This is a genomic window from Streptomyces sp. NPDC104106 (assembly GCF_055584345.1).
This window is the reverse complement of sequence record NZ_JBVJMF010000004.1, coordinates 355,241-370,984: the sequence shown is the minus strand read 5'-3', so window position 1 is coordinate 370,984 and position 15,744 is coordinate 355,241. Positions and strand designations below refer to the sequence as shown.

Below are 15,744 nucleotides of genomic sequence, written 5' to 3'. Positions count from 1 at the left end.
CACCAGGAGACTCCCCCATGAAAATGCTGATCAACGTGCCCGAGACCGTCGTGGCGGACGCGCTGCGCGGGATGGCGGCCGCGTATCCCGAGCTGACCGTGGACGTGGAGAACCGGGTGATCGTCCGCCGGGACGCTCCGGTGGCCGGGCAGGTCGCGCTGGTGTCGGGCGGCGGTTCCGGGCACGAGCCGCTGCACGGCGGGTTCGTGGGCCCCGGCATGCTGTCCGCCGCCTGTCCCGGAGAGGTGTTCACCTCGCCCGTGCCGGACCAGATGGCGCGTGCCGCGGCCGCCGTGGACAGCGGCGCCGGGGTGCTGTTCGTCGTGAAGAACTACACCGGCGACGTGCTGAACTTCGACATGGCGGCCGAACTGGCCGAGGACGAGGGCATCCAGGTCGCCAAGGTGCTCGTGAACGACGACGTGGCGGTCACCGACAGCCTCTACACCGCCGGCCGGCGCGGCACCGGCGCGACGCTGTTCGTGGAGAAGATCGCCGGCGCCGCCGCGGCCGAGGGACAGCCGCTGGAGCGCGTGGAGTCGATCGGCCGGCAGGTGAACGAGAACTCCCGCAGCTTCGGCGTGGCCCTCAGCGCCTGCACGACCCCGGCGAAGGGCACCCCGACCTTCGAACTCCCGGAGGGTGAGCTGGAGTTGGGTATCGGCATCCACGGTGAGCCGGGCCGGGAGCGGCGGGCGATGATGACCTCCGGGGAGATCGCCGACTTCGCGGTGAACGCGATCCTGGAAGACATGCCCCCGCGCGACCCCGTGCTGGTGCTGGTCAACGGCATGGGCGCCACCCCGCTGCTGGAGCTGTACGGCTTCAACGCCGAGGTGCAGCGGGTGCTGCGCGAGCGCGGGGTGGCCGTGGCCCGTACGCTCGTCGGCAACTACGTCACCTCCCTGGACATGGCGGGTGCCTCGGTGACGCTGTGCCAGATCGACGAGGAGTTGCTGCGGCTGTGGGACGCGCCGGTGAAGACCCCGGCGCTGCGCTGGGGCATGTGACACGGCGCCGCGGCGGTCGGCCTGGCCCGCCGCCCGCACGACGCCCCGCCGACCAAGGCACTCACCACGCAAGGAGATCCAGTGCTCGACGCCGACTTCTTCCGCCGCTGGATGGCGGTGACCGCCGCGTCCGTCGACCGTGAGGCGCAGCGGCTCACCGACCTCGACTCGGAGATCGGGGACGCGGACCACGGCATCAACATGCAGCGCGGCTTCGCGGCCGTGACGGCCGCTCTGGAGGAGGAGGCGCCCGCGACACCGGGCGCCGTCCTGACGCTCGTGGGACGCCGGCTCATCTCGACGGTCGGCGGCGCGTCCGGGCCGCTGTACGGCACGCTGCTGCGCCGGGCCGGCAAGGCGCTCGGCGAGGCCGCCGAGGTCAGCGAGGAACAGTTGGCGGCGGCGCTGCGGGACGGGGTGGAGGGGGTGAAGAAGCTCGGCGGTGCGGTGGCCGGTGACAAGACCATGATCGACGCGCTGGAGCCGGCCGTGGCCGCGCTCGGGGACGGCTTCGCCGCCGCTCGGGCTGCCGCCGAGGAGGGCGCCGAGGCCACCGTCCCGCTCCAGGCCCGCAAGGGCCGGGCGAGCTATCTGGGCGAGCGCAGCATCGGGCACCAGGATCCCGGGGCGACCTCGTCGGCCCTGCTGATCGCCGCGCTCGAACAAGCGGCGGCGACGGCGGAGGGCTGACGTGAGCGGGGAGAAACTGGTCGGGATCGTGCTGGTGTCGCACAGCGCGGCGGTGGCCGCGGCGGTCGCCGAACTGGCCAAGGGGCTCGCGGGCGGAGCCGAGGCGGTGCCCGTGGCCCCGGCGGGCGGCACCGAGGGCGGCGGGGTCGGCACCAGCGCCGCGCTGATCTGCGCCGCGGCGGACTCGGTCGACCGGGGCGCCGGCGTCGCGGTCATCCCCGACCTCGGCAGCGCCGTACTGACCGTGAAGGCCCTGCTCGCCGAGGGTGACGAACTGCCGGACGGCACCCGGCTCCTGGACGCGCCGTTCCTGGAGGGCGCGGTGGCCGCGGTGGTCACCGCCGCCACCGGAGCGGACCTGGACGCGGTGGAAGCCGCGGCCACGGAGGCGTACCGCTACCGCAAGGAGTGACGGCGGGCGGCGGGTATCGTCACACCCCTCGTACACCCCCCGCGCACCCTTCGTACCGAGGTGCCCGCAGGCGTGCCGGGCGAGGCCCCGCGGCAGCCTGGCCGCGCAGCCGTCGCACGCCCGCCCGAAGGCCGCGAACGGCGGCGCCGGCGAGCCCGGTCAGCGGTCGGCGGCGAGCAGGCGGGCCAGCCGTTCGCCCGTCGCCACCGTCGCCGCGCGGTCCTCGATGCGGTCCACGCCGGAGTTGCGGAAGACGATGTAGGTGACGCCGGAGGGCGCCCCGCCGGTGCGCGGGTCGGCGCTGATGCCGAGGGCGCGGGCGGTGGCGTAGGAGGCCTCGCCGATGATGTCGCGCGGGCCGATGTCGCCGACCACCGCGTACTGCACCCGGCCGCGGTAGACGACGGCGGCGATGGAGCCGCCCCGCACTCCGAAGGCGCGGTGGTCCCAGATCCGGCTCGGCGCGGGGATCACGACGTAGGGCAGCGTCTCGGCGTTCAGGTAGCGGCCGTCGGAGCGCGGGAAGGCGGTGGCGGGGGCGAACGCGGGGTCGGTGCGGCGGTTGCAGCGGGCGGTTCTCTGGCCGTCGCAGTCGATGTCCATGTCGGCCTTCCAGAACACGGCGTCCCGGGTGCCGCACACGGGTACGGTCGCCGGTCGGCCGGCGCCGGTGCGGTACCGGCCCCGGGAGATCTGGTGGCACCCGCCGAGCCGGGCCAGCAGGTCGGCGGCGGCGACGGCGGCCGCACCGCGGACCACGGGTCGTTCGTGCGGCGGGAGGGCGGTGGCCGGGGCGGGCAGCGCGGCCGGGGCGAGCAGGGCCGCGCAGGCCGCGGCCGGTGTCAGCGACGGGACACGCACGATGAGGGACCTCTCGTCGGGGACGGGCGGACACCCGGGCCACTGTGCGGTGGGTCCGCGCCCGGAGCCGTCCGGGCCGCTCCCGAAGGGGCCGTATGGAGCACGCTTCTGACGCCCCGTGAGGGACAGCGGACGTGACGGGGACGACAGGGGCCGGGGGATCCGGGACGAAGCGAGTCCCGGATCCCCCGGCCGCCCGCGTCGGCGCGGCTTCGGCGACGACAGCGTGTCCGCGCCATCGGCGTGAACTTCCCTGCTCTCTCGGGGAGTTCGGCCGTAGGGAGCCTCAGCATACGTAACTCCCCCGGTGGGTCACCAACGCGGGGGCGCCACCGGTCACCGCGTGCGGCCCCCTTGCCGTCCCCGCACCCGCCGGGCCATATTGGTCCGGACCTTTGCGGATGCCGATGTGCTGCCGATGCCGTATGCCGTGTGTCGTGTGCCGTCCCGGGGAGGCAGAGCCGTGCGACGTGTACCCCTGTGGCTCGTCATGGTCTGCGGAGCCCTGCTGCTGGTCGCGTCCTGCGGCCGGGGCGGGTCCGGCGAAGGGGACGACGGCCGCGCCCCCGGTGCGCCGACCGGTGTCACCGCGCAGGCGGGCAGCGCCACGAGCGTGCACGTGATGTGGAACGCGGTGACCGACAGTCCCGGCATCCGCGCTTACGAGGTGTATCGCGGCACCACGAAGGCGGCCGAAGTGCCTGGTTCGCAAACCATGGTGGACGTCGTCAGGCTCAGGCCGTCCACCTTGTACTCCTTCACCGTGCGGGCGCGGGACAGCCAGGGCCGTCTCGGGCCGCCGAGCCGGGCCGTGCGGGCGCGGACGCCGGCGCGGGCGGCGGCGGACCGCTCGGCACCGACCCGGCCGTCGTCACCCGCCGGGCGGGTCGTCGGCAGCCGCGCGGTCCAGCTGTCCTGGGGCGCGTCCAGAGACGACCACGGGGTGGTGTCGTACGACGTATGCCAGGGCGGTGTGCCGATCCACACCGTCGGCGGCGGCCGGACGGCGGCGGTGGTCACCGGGCTGCGCCCGGGCACCGCGTACGTCTTCACGGTCCGGGCCCGGGACGCGGCCGACAACCTCTCCGCCGCGAGCGCCCCGGTCCGCCTCACCACCCCGGGCTCGGACGACGGCCGCGGCACCGGCCCCACCGGTTTCACGGCCGCGGCCCACCGCTCCGACGGGGCCTTCTTCATCGACCTGTCCTGGGATCCGCCGCCCACGGACGGGATGATCACCGAGTACCGCATCCAGCTCGACGGCACGGCGACCACCTCGCTGGTGTGGGGCGGTACGCCACCGACCGGCCGGGCGAGCTACAGCTTCTACGCCGGCACCGCTCACGGCGAGGAGCACCGGGTACGGCTCCGGGCGCGGCTGCCGGACGGCACGTGGGGCGGCTGGTCGGCGGAGCGCACGGTGACCCTGTCACAGCGGTGACGGCGGACGAGCGGGCGGCTCTGCGCCGCCCGGAGGAATGCGTCACCTGACCGGCCGCCTCCCGCATGCCGGCACCCGCGCGGGCGCGTTTGCTGCTGACCAGGCGCACGGACGTACCCGATCCTCGGCGGCGCACGGGACGTACCGCCGACCGTGCGGCCGGAGGCCGGCCCATGCACATCTCGCGACTCCTCCTGCGCTCCGGCCTGACGCTGGCGTCCGCCGCCGCGCTCCCGGCCGCCCTCGCCGGTCCGTCCGCCGCGGCCTCGGGCATCTCCGTCAGCACCGCCGGCTCCACCGTCTCGGTGGTCACCAGCGCGTGTGCGCAGATCAACGGCAGCTGGGGCAGCGCGGCCCTGCTGACCAGCCGGCAGACGAACTTCTCGCAGGGGCGGCAGACGGCCCTGGCGGGCACGTCCGTCAGTCAGTCCGCGGCCTGGACGGGGGTGAGCCCCGGGACGTACACGGTGGTCGTGGTCTGCTCCAGCGGCACCACGGCGGGCACCCGGTCGGTGATCGTCTCGCCGTCCTCGGCGCCGACGGTCTCGGCGGCGCCGTCGCGGGCTGTGGTGGGCGGCCTCGGTGGCGCCGCGCGGGACTACGGCCCGCTGACGCTCGGCATCGGCGGGGCCCTGGTGGGCACCGGGGTCATCGCCACGGGCTGGTCCGTGCGCCGCCGCTCGAAGCCGCACGGGTTCTGAGCGGCGGTCAGCGGCTCAGCCGGCGTCGGGCAGGTCGGCGAACTCCGCCAGGGCGCGGGTGAGCCACTGGGTCCAGAAGGTCTCCAGGTCGATGCCGGCGCGCAGCACGAGATGGCGCAGGCGGTCCTCGGGGGCGTCCCGCTCGGGCGGGAAGTCGCGCCGCTCGATCTCCCGGTACTCCGCCAACTGCCGCCGGTGCAGCTCCAGATGGCGGCGCAGGTCCGCCTCCAGGCCCGCCGTGCCGACCACCGCCGCGGCGCGCAGCCGCAGCAGGAGCACGTCCCGCTGCGGCTTGGGGTCCTGCGCGGCGGCGGTCCAGCGGGCCAGTTCGGCGCGGCCCGCGGACAGGACCTCGTAGCTCTTCTTCTGCCCGCGGGCCGGCGCCTGGGCCGGCAGGGCGCGGATGAGCCCGTCGGCCTCCAGCCTCCCCAGCTCGCGATAGATCTGCTGGTGCGTGGCGGACCAGAAGTAGCCGATCGACTTGTCGAACCGGCGGGTCAGTTCCAGTCCCGACGACGGCTTTTCCAGCAGGGCGGTGAGGATCGCGTGCGGGAGTGACATGGGCTCATCCTAGGGAGGCGCGGCCGGCGCCCTACAGCGTCGCCGCAAGCTCGGTGCCCTGCTTGACGGCCCGTTTGGCGTCCAGCTCGGCCGCGACGTCCGCGCCGCCGATCAGGTGGACGCTGCGCCCGGCGGCGGCCAGCTCCTCGTAGAGGGCGCGGCGCGGCTCCTGGCCGGTGCACAGCACGACCGTGTCGACCTCCAGCACGGTGCTCTCCTCGCCGACGGTGATGTGCAGGCCGGCGTCGTCGATCCGGTCGTAGCGCACGCCCGGGACCATGGTCACGCCCCGGTGCTTCAGCTCGGTGCGGTGGATCCAGCCGGTGGTCTTGCCGAGCCCGGCGCCGACCTTGGTGGTCTTGCGCTGGAGCAGGTGGACCTGGCGGGGCGGGGCGGGGCGCTCGGGCGCGGCGAGGCCGCCGGGCGCGCGGTAGTCCATGTCGACGCCCCAGGCGCGGAAGTACGTCTCGGGGTCCTCGCTCGCCTTGTCGCCGCCGTCGGTGAGGTACTCGGCGACGTCGAAGCCGATGCCGCCCGCGCCGAGGATCGCGACGCGGTCGCCGACCGGGGCGCCGTCGCGCAGCACGTCCAGGTAGCCGAGGACGCGGGGGTGGTCGACGCCGGGGATGTCGGGGGTGCGCGGGGTGACGCCGGTGGCGACGACGACCTCGTCGTAGCCGGCGACGGTCTCGGCGGTGACCCAGGTGTCGAGGCGTACGTCCACGCCGTGCGCGTCGAGCTGGTGGCGGAAGTAGCGCAGCGTCTCGTCGAACTCCTGCTTGCCGGGGACCTTGCGGGCGACGTTGAGCTGGCCGCCGATCTCGCTCGCGGCGTCGAAGAGCGTGACCTCGTGGCCGCGTTCGGCGGCGCTCACCGCGCAGGCCAGGCCCGCGGGGCCGGCGCCGACGACGGCGACGCGCTTCTTCAGCCGGGTCGGGGAGAGCACCAGCTCGGTCTCGTGGCAGGCGCGCGGGTTGACCAGGCAGGAGGTGATCTTGCCGCTGAAGGTGTGGTCGAGGCAGGCCTGGTTGCACCCGATGCAGGTGTTGATGGCCTCCGGCGTGCCGGCGGCGGCCTTGGCGACGAAGTCGGGGTCGGCGAGCATCGGCCGGGCCATCGACACCATGTCGGCGACGCCGTCGGCCAGCAACTGCTCGGCGAGTTCGGGGGTGTTGATGCGGTTGGTGGTCACCAGTGGCACGGACACCGCGCCCATGAGCCTGCGGGTGACCCAGGTGTAGGCGCCGCGCGGCACGGACGTGGCGATGGTGGGGATGCGGGCCTCGTGCCAGCCGATGCCGGTGTTGATGATCGTCGCGCCGGCGGCCTCGATCTCCTTGGCGAGGGTGACGACCTCCTCCAGCGAGGAGCCGCCCGGCACCAGGTCCAGCATGGAGAGTCGGTAGATGACGATGAAGTCCTCGCCGACGGCCTCGCGCACCCGCTTGACGATCTCGACGGGAAAGCGCGTCCGGTTCTCGTACGAGCCGCCCCAGCGGTCGGTGCGCCGGTTGGTCTGCAGGGCGATGAACTCGTTGATGAGATAGCCCTCGGAGCCCATGATCTCCACGCCGTCGTAACCGGCCTGCCGGGCGAGGCGGGCGGCGCGGGCGTAGTCGTCGACGGTCCGCTCGATGTCGGCGTCGGTCATCTCGCGCGGCACGAAGGGGCTGATGGGCGCCTGCAGCGGGCTCGGCGCGACCAGGTCCCGGTGGTAGGCGTAGCGCCCGAAGTGCAGGATCTGCATCGCGATACGGCCGCCCGCGCCGTGCACGGCGTCGGTGACCACTTTGTGCCGCTCGGCCTCCGCCTCGGTGGTGAGCTTGGCGCCGCCCTCGTACGGCCGGCCCTCGTCGTTGGGCGCGATGCCGCCGGTGACGATGAGGCCCACTCCGCCGCGGGCGCGGGCCGCGTAGAAGGCCGCCATCCGCTCGAAGCCGTGCTCGGCCTCCTCCAGGCCGACGTGCATGGAGCCCATGAGCACGCGGTTGGGCAGCGTGGTGAAGCCCAGGTCGAGCGGGGTCAGCAGATGCGGGTAACGGCTCATCGGGCCCTCCGTGCGCGGTGTCGTCGCTCCTTGTTGTAGAGGACACCCGCCCCTTTGTGCAACTAGTTGCATAACTGCGGAGGGGTCACCGGCCACCCTGTACCTACCAGTATGTACACACGACGCGGAACACACCGTCGACCGGAACACGCCGCCGAAAGGACCTCCCGCCATGCCCTTCGTCCGCATCGACACGCTCGGCACCGATCCCGCCCGGCTGGACGCGCTCGGCCGGGCCGTCCAGGACGCCCTGGTGGAGACGCCGGGCGTCCCGCCCGACGACGGCTTCCAGGTCCTGACCGGCCACCACGGCCTGAGCAGCACCCTGCGCTACGACGACTACCTCGGCGTGCCCAAGGACGACTCGGCGGTGTCCGTCGCGATCACCCTGCGCGCCGGGCGCGGCGCGGAGCGCAAGCGGGCGCTGTACCTGCGGATCGCCGAGCTGGTGCACGAGCGCACCGGCACCGACCCGGGCCACGTGCTCGTCACCCTCACCGAGAACACGGCCGTCGACTGGTCCTTCGGGTACGGGGTGGCGCAGTACGCCCCGGGCGGCGAGGAGCCGTCCGGGGCGTCGGCGTAGCCCTGCGCGGCCGGTGTCAGGCGCTTTCCAGGCGCAGGTGCAGGTCCCGCTCCTGGTCGCCGGAGGCCGTGCAGGTCTCCTGGACGGTGAAGATCGAGTCCAGGGTGCGCCGGAACCGGTTCACGGCCCAGTAGCCGCCCTGGACGTCCGCCTGGACGGCCGCGCCGAGGTGGACCGGCCGGCAGTGCGGCTCGTGCTCGTCCGTGACGTCGTACGTGCCGAGCCACACCATCGGCCGCACCTCGTGGAACTGCTGCGGCACCTCCTCCGCGCCCCGGTCGGACGCGAAGCAGGACCGCAGGGCGTCGAAGACGATGCGGGCGTCCTCCTTGGAGCCGCTGATCTCCACCGTGACGGTTTCCGGATGCGACCGCTCCGTGTGTGCCATTGATCGCTCCTTTCGTGGCCGTGCCGCGGTGGAGGGGGGTACCCCGCCCAGCCGCTTCCACCCCCAGGAAAGCACCACCGGCCGCCGCGCACACCCGGAGCGGCCGGGCTCAGCCGCGGGTGAACGTGTAGGTCTTGCTGTCGGTGAGGACGCAGAAGCCCGGCGACATCACGATCACGCGCAGGATGCCCGTGCGCCGGTCGTAGTCGATGCCCTCCACCTCGAAGTTGCCCGAGCAGGCGCTGCGCAGCGGCAGCTGGCGCAGCGCGGTGACATGGCCGGTGACGTCCGAGGAGCCGTTCGGCGTGGCCGACAGGTCGATCCGGAGCAGCGGTTTGGTCATGCCGAACAGGCTGCCGTCGGGGTCGTCCGAGGAGCACAGCAGGGTGGTGGGACCGGAGAAGTCGCAGCCCTGCACGTCACGGACGGGGTGGTCGAGGTTCACCTTCGAGGCCAGCGGGAGGTTCGCCGAGGGCGAGGTGCTCGCGTTGACGCCGGGGGTCGGGAAGACCAGCAGGCGGTTCATGGTGCCCCACTCGCCGGAGAGCATCCACTGGCCGTCGGGCGAGATCGCGTCCCAGGAGTTGTTCAGGGCCTCGCCGGGGCTGAGCGTGTGCACGTACTCCGACCAGGTGCCGTCGGGCGCCTGCACGCGGTACATCTTCGCGTTGCCGGAGTCCTCCTGGTAGGGCTCGACGTAGTAGCCGCTGTACGAGGCGTCGGGGTCGCCGACGTGGTTCCAGCCCCGGACGGAGACGCTGAGCGGGATGGTGCCGATGCCGGTGTACCGGTTGGGGCTGTTCGCGGGGACCTCCACCGAGGTCAGGCCCTGGCTCTCGGTCAGGGGGTCGGCGCGGTCCGAGCCGGTCTCGGTCCAGGTGCCGGCCGCGGAGGCGGGCGCGGGTGCGGCGAAGGACACGACGGCGGCGGTGGCCAGGGTGACGAGTCCGGCGAGGACTACGTGACAACGTTGCCGGGCGGACACGGGCATGGCCGACTCCTCGGACGGGGGCGGGGGTACTCGCACGGCGGACAGTCTGGCGTGGCCTCGTGGGCATGTACAGACCAACAAGGCGACATCAGTGTGAACTCTCCCGCCCGGCGCTCGGTGCGGGCACGATGTCCGGGACGGGAGCCGGCGCGCGGGCGGGCGCCGGGTCGGGCGGTTCGGGCGGACGTGCGCCGCCGTGGTGAGGGATGGTGGAGGTAGACGGCGAAGGCGGCGGAGAGACGGGTGTGAGCGCGGTAGGACCAGGGGAGTCGGCACGGGGGACGGCATGCCGTGCGAACGGGCGAAGGCGGTGCGTGGCATGAGTGCAGCCGAGGCTCCGGCGCCGGAGGGCGGTGAGCCGGTGCGCGGGCCCGTGCCCCCGGGCGGCCTGCTGGACGTCCTGGGCGTGGCGTCGGTCGTGCTGGACACCCAGGGCCGCATCGTGCTGTGGAGCCCGCAGGCCGAGGAGCTGTTCGGCTACTCCGCGCAGGAGGCCCTCGGCCAGTACGCGGCCCGGCTCATGGTCCACGAGCGGCACATCGAGCTGGTCGGCAGGCTCTTCGCCGACGTGATGCGCACCGGGCGGAGCTGGGCGGGCGGCTTCCCCGTCAGGCACAAGGACGGCAGCACCCGCCTGGTGGAGTTCCGCAACATGCGGCTGCTGGACGACCGGGGCGACGTGTACGCGCTCGGACTCGCCGCCGACCAGTCGACCGTGCGACGGCTGGAGCAGGACGTGGCACTGTCCGAGCGGATGGTGAAGCAGTCCCCGATCGGCTACGCCGTGCTCGACACCCACCTCAGGTACGTCTCGGTCAACCCGGCCCTGGAGAAGATCAACGGGGTGCCGGCCGCCGAGCACATCGGGCGGACGCTGCGCGAGGTGCTGCCGCTGGTGGACGCCGGGCCCGTGGAGACCGGGGCCCGACGGGTGCTGGAGACGGGCCTGCCCGTGATCGACGACCTCACGATCGGCCGCACCCCCGCCGACCCCGACCACGAGCACACCTGGGCGCACTCGCTGTACCGGCTGGAGGACGCCATGGGCAATGTGCTCGGGGTGGCCGTCACGGTGATCGACATCACGGAGCAGCACCGGGCCTCCCTGGAGGCGGAGGCGGCCCGGCGCCGGCTCGCGGTCATCGCCGACGCCTCGGCCCGGATCGGTACGACGCTCGAACTGGACCGCACTTCCTGTGAGTTGGCCGAGGTCGCGGTACCGGAACTCGCCGACGTGGCCGCCGTGGACCTGCTGGACGCGGTGGTGGAGGGCCGGCGCAGCGCGCTGGGTCCGGCGGAGTCGGCGGTGATCCGGGCCCTCGCGGTCCGCCCGCAGGACGACTCGGACGCCGTACGGGCCGCGGACGCGCCCGGCAGGATCGCCCGGTACGCGCCCGACCGGCTGGTCACCGAGTGCGTGCGCTCGGGCGAGGCGGTGCTGGTGCCGCAGGTGAAGGACGCGGACCTGCCCCGCATCGCCCGCTCCGCCGAGGCGGCCGCGCTGCTGGGCCGGGCGGGCCTGCACTCGTACCTTGCGGTGCCGCTGATCGCGCGCGGCGAGGTGCTCGGCGCCCTCGACCTCAAACGGACCCGCAACCCCGCGCCGTTCGACGAGGACGACGTCCTGCTCGCCCGCGAACTGGCCGCCCGCGCGGCGGTGCAGATCGACAACGCGCGCTGGTACCAGAACGCCCGCAACACCGCCCTGACGCTCCAGCGCAGCCTGCTGCCCGGCCATCCACCGGTCACCACCGGCCTGGAGGTGGCCTCCCGCTACCAGCCGGCCGGCGCCACCAGCGAGGTCGGCGGCGACTGGTTCGACGTCATCCCGCTGCGGGACGGCAAGACGGCGCTCGTGGTGGGCGACGTGATGGGCAGCGGGATCAGCGCGGCCGCGACCATGGGCCGGCTGCGCACCGCGACCACCACGCTCGCCTCCCTCGGCCTGGACCCGGCGATGCTGCTGGAGCACCTGGACGACACGACGTCGGCCCTGGACCACTCCATCGCGACCTGTGTCTACGCTGTCCATGATCCGCATCTGCGGCAGTGCCGGATCGCCAACGCCGGCCATCTGCCGCCGGCCCGGGTCCGCCCCGGCCGGCCGCCGGAACTGCTCGACCTGCCCACCGGGGTGCCGCTGGGGGTGGGCGGGATCGGGTTCTCCACCGTCACCGTCGACTTCGAGCCCGGCGACGAACTCGTCTTCTACACCGACGGGTTGGTGGAGACCCGCTGCCATTCGCTCGACGAGCGGCTGGACTTCCTGCTGTCCCTGCTCGACGACCCCGCCCGCCCCCTGGAGGAGACCTGCGACTTCCTGCTGCGGACCCTGCACCACCCCGACAACCACGACGACGTCGCCCTGCTCATCGCCCGGGCGCAGGAACTGCCGTAGCGGCGGCGGGCGTCAGGGCCGTACCCCGATGACCACGTGAGCGTACAGCTCCCGCGACCTCGCCAGCCGGGCCGTGAGGCCGGCGTCGGCGAAGGCGCGCAGGGCGGCCGGCGCCTGGCGTTCGCTGGTCTCGGTCAGCAGCCAGCCACCCGGCGCCAGCCACGCGGGCGCCCCGGCGGCCACCCGGCGCAGGACGTCGAGACCGTCCGCGCCGCCGTCGAGGGCGGCCAGCGGTTCGTGGTCGCGGGCCTCGGCCGGCAGCAGGGGGACCTCGGCGGTGGGGACGTAGGGCACGTTGGCCACGAGGAGGTCGACGCGGCCGCGCAGTCCTCGCGGCAGGGCGTCGTAGAGGTCGCCCTCGTGCGCCCGGCCGCCGAAGGGGGCGAGGTTGCGGCGGGCGCAGCGGACAGCGGCCGGGGCGATGTCGGCGGCGTGCACCTCGACGCCGTCGAGGGCGGCGGCGAGGGCGGCGCCGAGCGCGCCGGAGCCGCAGCACAGGTCCACGACGACGGACGCGTGCGGCGCCCGCGCCAGCGCCTGGTCCACGAGGAACTCGGTACGGCGGCGGGGGACGAACACCCCCGGTTCCACCCGGACGCGCAGTCCGTGGAACGGGGCCCAGCCGAGGACCTGTTCCAGCGGGAGCCCGGCGACGCGCCGGTCCACCATCGAGGTCAGTTCCGCGGCGGTCCGGGCGGTGGCGAGGAGCAACTCCGCCTCGTCCTCGGCGAAGACGCACCCGGCGGCACGCAGGGCGGAGACGACGGCGGAAGGAAAAGCAGATGAGTACACGGAGGGCGAAAGCCTTTCAGGAGCGCTTGACCGGTGGGCGCTCCCGCGGTCACCGCCTCCGGTGCACCGCGCCGTCCTGAGGGAAGAGCACCCCGGCTGACACAGCGGTGATGGGTCCCACCTCCTCCGGCGATCGGGGCCGCGACCGATGCGCGACCGGACGGCCACCCTATCCCAACGGCCGCCCGCGGCCGCCGTACCGGGCCGCCGGGAAATGCGGGTGACACGCCGCCCGGCCGGTGGTTGCTCCCCGCGATGACGACTCGACCGACTCTGCGATGGGGGTCCCGTCCGCGCAAGGTGAGTGCTGATGCCCACCTCCGGCGCGTACGAGGATTCCCGGCTTTCCCTGTGGCAGCGCGTGCGTGCGTGCGCCGTGCCACCGTCCATGATCGAGCTGGCCACCGACCGGCGTGCCGCCGGGGACTGGGCGGGAGCCTGCGCCGCCCGCGTCGACGTCGACCTCGACTTGCGTTGCGTCGCCCGTGTCCATGGCGCGGATCTCACGGCGCGGCTGCGCACCGACCTCCGGCATCTCGCGCCCGACCTCCTGCGCTGGCACATGCCGAGGATCGCACCCGACGGGCTGCTGCGCCCCGGGCTGACCCTCACGCTGGCCCGCTACACCGTGTCCGGCCGGGCCCGACCCCTGCATCTGGTGACTGCGCTGCCCGGGGTCCCGTTGATGCCCCGGACCACCCGGAACGATCCCGGCTACCGGCCGGACACGCCGCCCGCGTGGGCACGGGTGGTGACGATCGGCTCGGCGCCAGGGTGACGGGCCGGCGGTGCGCGCCGGGGATGGGCAGCACGGGTGGCAGGGGGGCTCCGCCCGTCGCCGGGCGGTGCGCTCCCTGTCCGTGCCGGATCAGACGCCGACCGTCTCCTCGACCTCTTCCTCGATCTCGGCCTCGGCCTCGGCGGCGGTCCTGTCCGCCGGCGTTCGGGGCGCGGCGGAGACGGCGGGCGCGGCGCAGACGGCGGGCCCGGCGGCCGGCTGGTGGGCGCTACCGCCGTGACCGGCCGCGTGCCGGGCGTGCCGGGGCCGCTCGTAGAGGGCCGCGATGCCGGTCACGACGAGACCGGCCAGCAGCCAGGCCCCGAGGGTCCACATGTTGCGTGCGAGGCCGTCGTCCCCGAAGTACAGCAGGCTGCGGATGCCCTCGACGAAGCCGGCGCCGTTCCAGAAGGCGTGCAGGGTGCCGAAGAAGCCGTTCTGCAGCTCGGGGCGGAACAGGCCGCCGGAGCTGGTGAAGTTCAGCATCACGAACAGCACCATCATGGCCAGCGTGGTCCACCGCTTGAGGAAGGTGTGCAGGCCGACGCCGATGAGGAGGATGCCCGCCGAGTACAGCGAGGCCATGCCGAGGACGCTCGCGAGGTCGTGGTGCGCGAGGTGGAACACGGGCCCGGCGAGCAGCGTGCCGATACCGCCCACCACCACGGCGACGCCGAGCGCGAGCAGCGCCCGTACGCGCATCGGGAGCGCGGCGCCCGCGGCGCCGAGGGCGGCGACCGAGGCGTAGGAGCCGATGCTGATCGCGATCAGCAGGAAGAACAGGCCCTGGCCGGTGGGATCGTCGGCGACCGGCGCGGCCACGTCGGTGACCGTCAGCGGGACGCCCTCCTGCGCGGCGACCGGCGTGAAGACCTTCTCCACGGCCGTCGCACCCATGTCCGAGGCGGCGCTCGCCACCAGCAGTTCGGGCTTGTGTGCGCTCGGCACATAGGCGCCGGTCACATCACGGGACGTCAGAAGGTCGACGGCCTCGGCGCGGGTGGCGACCGTACGGACGTCGAGCTTGTCGCCCGCGGTGTCCTTGACCGTCTGGGCGAAGACCTTCGCCCGCGCAGTGGTGCCGACGACGGCGACCGGCAGGTGATGCGGCTCGGGGGTGACGAAGGCCCCCATGTACGCGAGCCCCATGCCTATGCACATCAGCAGCGGGGTGATCAGGTGCGTGAGCACATGGCGCAGTGCCGGGGACCTCATCGCGCATGACCTCCAAAGGTTGGCTAATACAACTTCCTATTCAAGTTGTACTATACAACTAGAACGCCTGAGGAGGTATTCCGTGAGCGCAGCGGAGTCGGCCGTCGAGACGATCCAGCGCGAGATGACGATCTTCGCCCGCCGGGCCCGCGCCTCGGCGGGCCGTATGCACCCCGAGCTGTCGCTGGTGTCGTACACCTTGCTCGGCCACCTGGAGGAGCGGGGCGGGTGCCGGGCCACGGACCTGGCGGCGCACTACGCCCTGGACAAGTCCACGGTGAGCCGGCAGGTGGCGGCGCTGGAGCGGGCCGGGCTGATCGAGCGCCGGCTGGACCCCGAGGACCACCGGGTCCAGGTGCTGCATCTGACGGAGGCCGGCCAGGAGATCCTCGCCCAGGTCACCCGCAGCCGCCGGGCCGCCTTCCACGAGCGGCTGGCCGACTGGCCGAAGGAGGACCTGATCCGCTTCGCCGCCTATCTGGAGCGGTACAACGCGGGACCGGGCGGCTCAGGGTCCGAGTGACGGGAGCCGAAGGGTCGGACCGGGTGACCGGGGCGCCGGGTGAACAGGGCCGAGGGGTTGCCGGCCGGGGCGCTCGGCGCCGGGCTGCTCGGCCGCCCACCCGGGCGGCGGGGGAACGGCGCGGGCAGGGCTCGGGTGTCTCGGGCCCAGGCTGCTCCGGGGCGGTGGCGGCAAGGCCGGGGGGCCGGGCACGCTCGGGACGGGTGCCGGTGACCGCGTCCCGGCCGGATCCGGGAGCCTCACCCGCGTCCGGTTCCCGCGCCCGCGCAGGGCGACCACCGCAGGCAGGCCCCACGGTGCCGCCGGCACCCACCGCCGGAACCCCCCGAACCGACACCGGCGAACTGCGA

Annotated in this window: 15 protein-coding genes and 1 pseudogene; 9 read left to right on the top strand and 7 right to left on the bottom strand. The window is 73.8% G+C overall.

Features of this window, described 5'->3' with window-relative positions:
• The first annotated feature begins 17 nt into the window (after positions 1-17).
• The 3 genes from dhaK (at position 18) to ACZ60X_RS12410 (ending at position 2,112) form a co-directional block, all read left to right on the top strand.
• Complete coding sequence (dhaK, locus tag ACZ60X_RS12420) at positions 18-1,010, top strand: dihydroxyacetone kinase subunit DhaK (RefSeq protein ID WP_469596846.1); 993 nt, start codon at positions 18-20, stop codon at positions 1,008-1,010.
• Between the two features lie 81 nt (positions 1,011-1,091).
• Positions 1,092-1,700: a dihydroxyacetone kinase subunit DhaL gene (gene dhaL, locus ACZ60X_RS12415; protein WP_469596844.1), complete on the top strand. Its 609-nt coding sequence runs from the start codon at positions 1,092-1,094 to the stop codon at positions 1,698-1,700.
• Between the two features lies 1 nt (position 1,701).
• Positions 1,702-2,112: a PTS-dependent dihydroxyacetone kinase phosphotransferase subunit DhaM gene (locus tag ACZ60X_RS12410; protein ID WP_469596842.1), complete on the top strand. Its 411-nt coding sequence runs from the start codon at positions 1,702-1,704 to the stop codon at positions 2,110-2,112.
• Positions 2,113-2,271: 159 nt separating this feature from the next.
• Here ACZ60X_RS12410 and ACZ60X_RS12405 read toward each other — a convergent pair whose 3' ends face one another.
• Positions 2,272-2,973: a glycoside hydrolase family 75 protein gene (locus ACZ60X_RS12405; protein WP_469596839.1), complete on the bottom strand. Its 702-nt coding sequence runs from the start codon at positions 2,971-2,973 to the stop codon at positions 2,272-2,274.
• A gap of 463 nt (positions 2,974-3,436) precedes the next feature.
• On the opposite strand from ACZ60X_RS12405, the gene ACZ60X_RS12400 reads away from it, so the two are divergent.
• Together ACZ60X_RS12400 and ACZ60X_RS12395 are read left to right on the top strand one after the other, a co-directional pair.
• A complete protein-coding gene (locus ACZ60X_RS12400; protein ID WP_469596837.1) occupies positions 3,437-4,414 on the top strand; it encodes a fibronectin type III domain-containing protein in 978 nt (325 codons plus the stop codon).
• Positions 4,415-4,587: 173 nt separating this feature from the next.
• Entirely contained in the window at positions 4,588-5,115 is a 528-nt protein-coding gene (locus ACZ60X_RS12395) for a hypothetical protein (RefSeq protein WP_469596834.1), read from the top strand.
• Between the two features lie 15 nt (positions 5,116-5,130).
• Here the strand turns inward: ACZ60X_RS12395 and ACZ60X_RS12390 are convergent, their stop codons facing one another.
• Complete coding sequence (locus ACZ60X_RS12390; protein WP_469596831.1) at positions 5,131-5,676, bottom strand: PadR family transcriptional regulator; 546 nt, start codon at positions 5,674-5,676, stop codon at positions 5,131-5,133.
• A 31-nt stretch (positions 5,677-5,707) separates the two neighbouring features.
• Complete coding sequence (locus ACZ60X_RS12385) at positions 5,708-7,723, bottom strand: FAD-dependent oxidoreductase (RefSeq protein ID WP_469596828.1); 2,016 nt, start codon at positions 7,721-7,723, stop codon at positions 5,708-5,710.
• A gap of 172 nt (positions 7,724-7,895) precedes the next feature.
• Between ACZ60X_RS12385 and ACZ60X_RS12380 the strand changes: the two genes are divergently transcribed.
• Complete coding sequence (locus tag ACZ60X_RS12380; RefSeq protein WP_469596825.1) at positions 7,896-8,309, top strand: tautomerase family protein; 414 nt, start codon at positions 7,896-7,898, stop codon at positions 8,307-8,309.
• A 16-nt stretch (positions 8,310-8,325) separates the two neighbouring features.
• Here ACZ60X_RS12380 and ACZ60X_RS12375 read toward each other — a convergent pair whose 3' ends face one another.
• Positions 8,326-8,697, bottom strand: a complete 372-nt coding sequence (locus ACZ60X_RS12375) for a hypothetical protein (RefSeq protein WP_469596821.1) — start codon at positions 8,695-8,697, stop codon at positions 8,326-8,328.
• Between the two features lie 109 nt (positions 8,698-8,806).
• A complete protein-coding gene (locus ACZ60X_RS12370; RefSeq protein WP_469596819.1) occupies positions 8,807-9,688 on the bottom strand; it encodes a hypothetical protein in 882 nt (293 codons plus the stop codon).
• Between the two features lie 319 nt (positions 9,689-10,007).
• Between ACZ60X_RS12370 and ACZ60X_RS12365 the strand changes: the two genes are divergently transcribed.
• A complete protein-coding gene (locus ACZ60X_RS12365) occupies positions 10,008-12,086 on the top strand; it encodes a SpoIIE family protein phosphatase (RefSeq protein ID WP_469596816.1) in 2,079 nt (692 codons plus the stop codon).
• Between the two features lie 12 nt (positions 12,087-12,098).
• Here ACZ60X_RS12365 and ACZ60X_RS12360 read toward each other — a convergent pair whose 3' ends face one another.
• Entirely contained in the window at positions 12,099-12,878 is a 780-nt protein-coding gene (locus tag ACZ60X_RS12360) for a putative protein N(5)-glutamine methyltransferase (RefSeq protein ID WP_469596814.1), read from the bottom strand.
• Positions 12,879-13,188: 310 nt separating this feature from the next.
• Between ACZ60X_RS12360 and ACZ60X_RS12355 the strand changes: the two are divergent.
• A pseudogene (locus ACZ60X_RS12355) lies at positions 13,189-13,551 on the top strand (hypothetical protein); the annotation flags it as partial.
• 195 nt (positions 13,552-13,746) lie between these two features.
• Here ACZ60X_RS12355 and ACZ60X_RS12350 read toward each other — a convergent pair.
• Entirely contained in the window at positions 13,747-14,871 is a 1,125-nt protein-coding gene (locus tag ACZ60X_RS12350) for a hypothetical protein (RefSeq protein ID WP_469596811.1), read from the bottom strand.
• A 124-nt stretch (positions 14,872-14,995) separates the two neighbouring features.
• Here ACZ60X_RS12350 and ACZ60X_RS12345 point away from each other — a divergent pair, with 124 nt between their 5' ends.
• Positions 14,996-15,394: a MarR family winged helix-turn-helix transcriptional regulator gene (locus ACZ60X_RS12345; RefSeq protein WP_469597432.1), complete on the top strand. Its 399-nt coding sequence runs from the start codon at positions 14,996-14,998 to the stop codon at positions 15,392-15,394.
• The last annotated feature ends 350 nt before the right edge of the window (positions 15,395-15,744 follow it).

Excerpts from the sequence above, each read along its gene's own strand:
- dhaK (WP_469596846.1), top strand. The coding sequence starts at position 18 with ATGAAAATGCTGATCAACGTGCCCGAGACCGTCGTGGCGGACGCGCTG.
- ACZ60X_RS12395 (WP_469596834.1), top strand. The coding sequence starts at position 4,588 with ATGCACATCTCGCGACTCCTCCTGCGCTCCGGCCTGACGCTGGCGTCC.
- ACZ60X_RS12390 (WP_469596831.1), bottom strand. The coding sequence starts at position 5,676 with ATGTCACTCCCGCACGCGATCCTCACCGCCCTGCTGGAAAAGCCGTCG.
- ACZ60X_RS12385 (WP_469596828.1), bottom strand. The coding sequence starts at position 7,723 with ATGAGCCGTTACCCGCATCTGCTGACCCCGCTCGACCTGGGCTTCACC.
- ACZ60X_RS12380 (WP_469596825.1), top strand. The coding sequence starts at position 7,896 with ATGCCCTTCGTCCGCATCGACACGCTCGGCACCGATCCCGCCCGGCTG.
- ACZ60X_RS12375 (WP_469596821.1), bottom strand. The coding sequence starts at position 8,697 with ATGGCACACACGGAGCGGTCGCATCCGGAAACCGTCACGGTGGAGATC.
- ACZ60X_RS12370 (WP_469596819.1), bottom strand. The coding sequence starts at position 9,688 with ATGCCCGTGTCCGCCCGGCAACGTTGTCACGTAGTCCTCGCCGGACTC.
- ACZ60X_RS12365 (WP_469596816.1), top strand. The coding sequence starts at position 10,008 with ATGAGTGCAGCCGAGGCTCCGGCGCCGGAGGGCGGTGAGCCGGTGCGC.
- ACZ60X_RS12350 (WP_469596811.1), bottom strand. The coding sequence starts at position 14,871 with ATGAGGTCCCCGGCACTGCGCCATGTGCTCACGCACCTGATCACCCCG.
- ACZ60X_RS12345 (WP_469597432.1), top strand. The coding sequence starts at position 14,996 with ATGACGATCTTCGCCCGCCGGGCCCGCGCCTCGGCGGGCCGTATGCAC.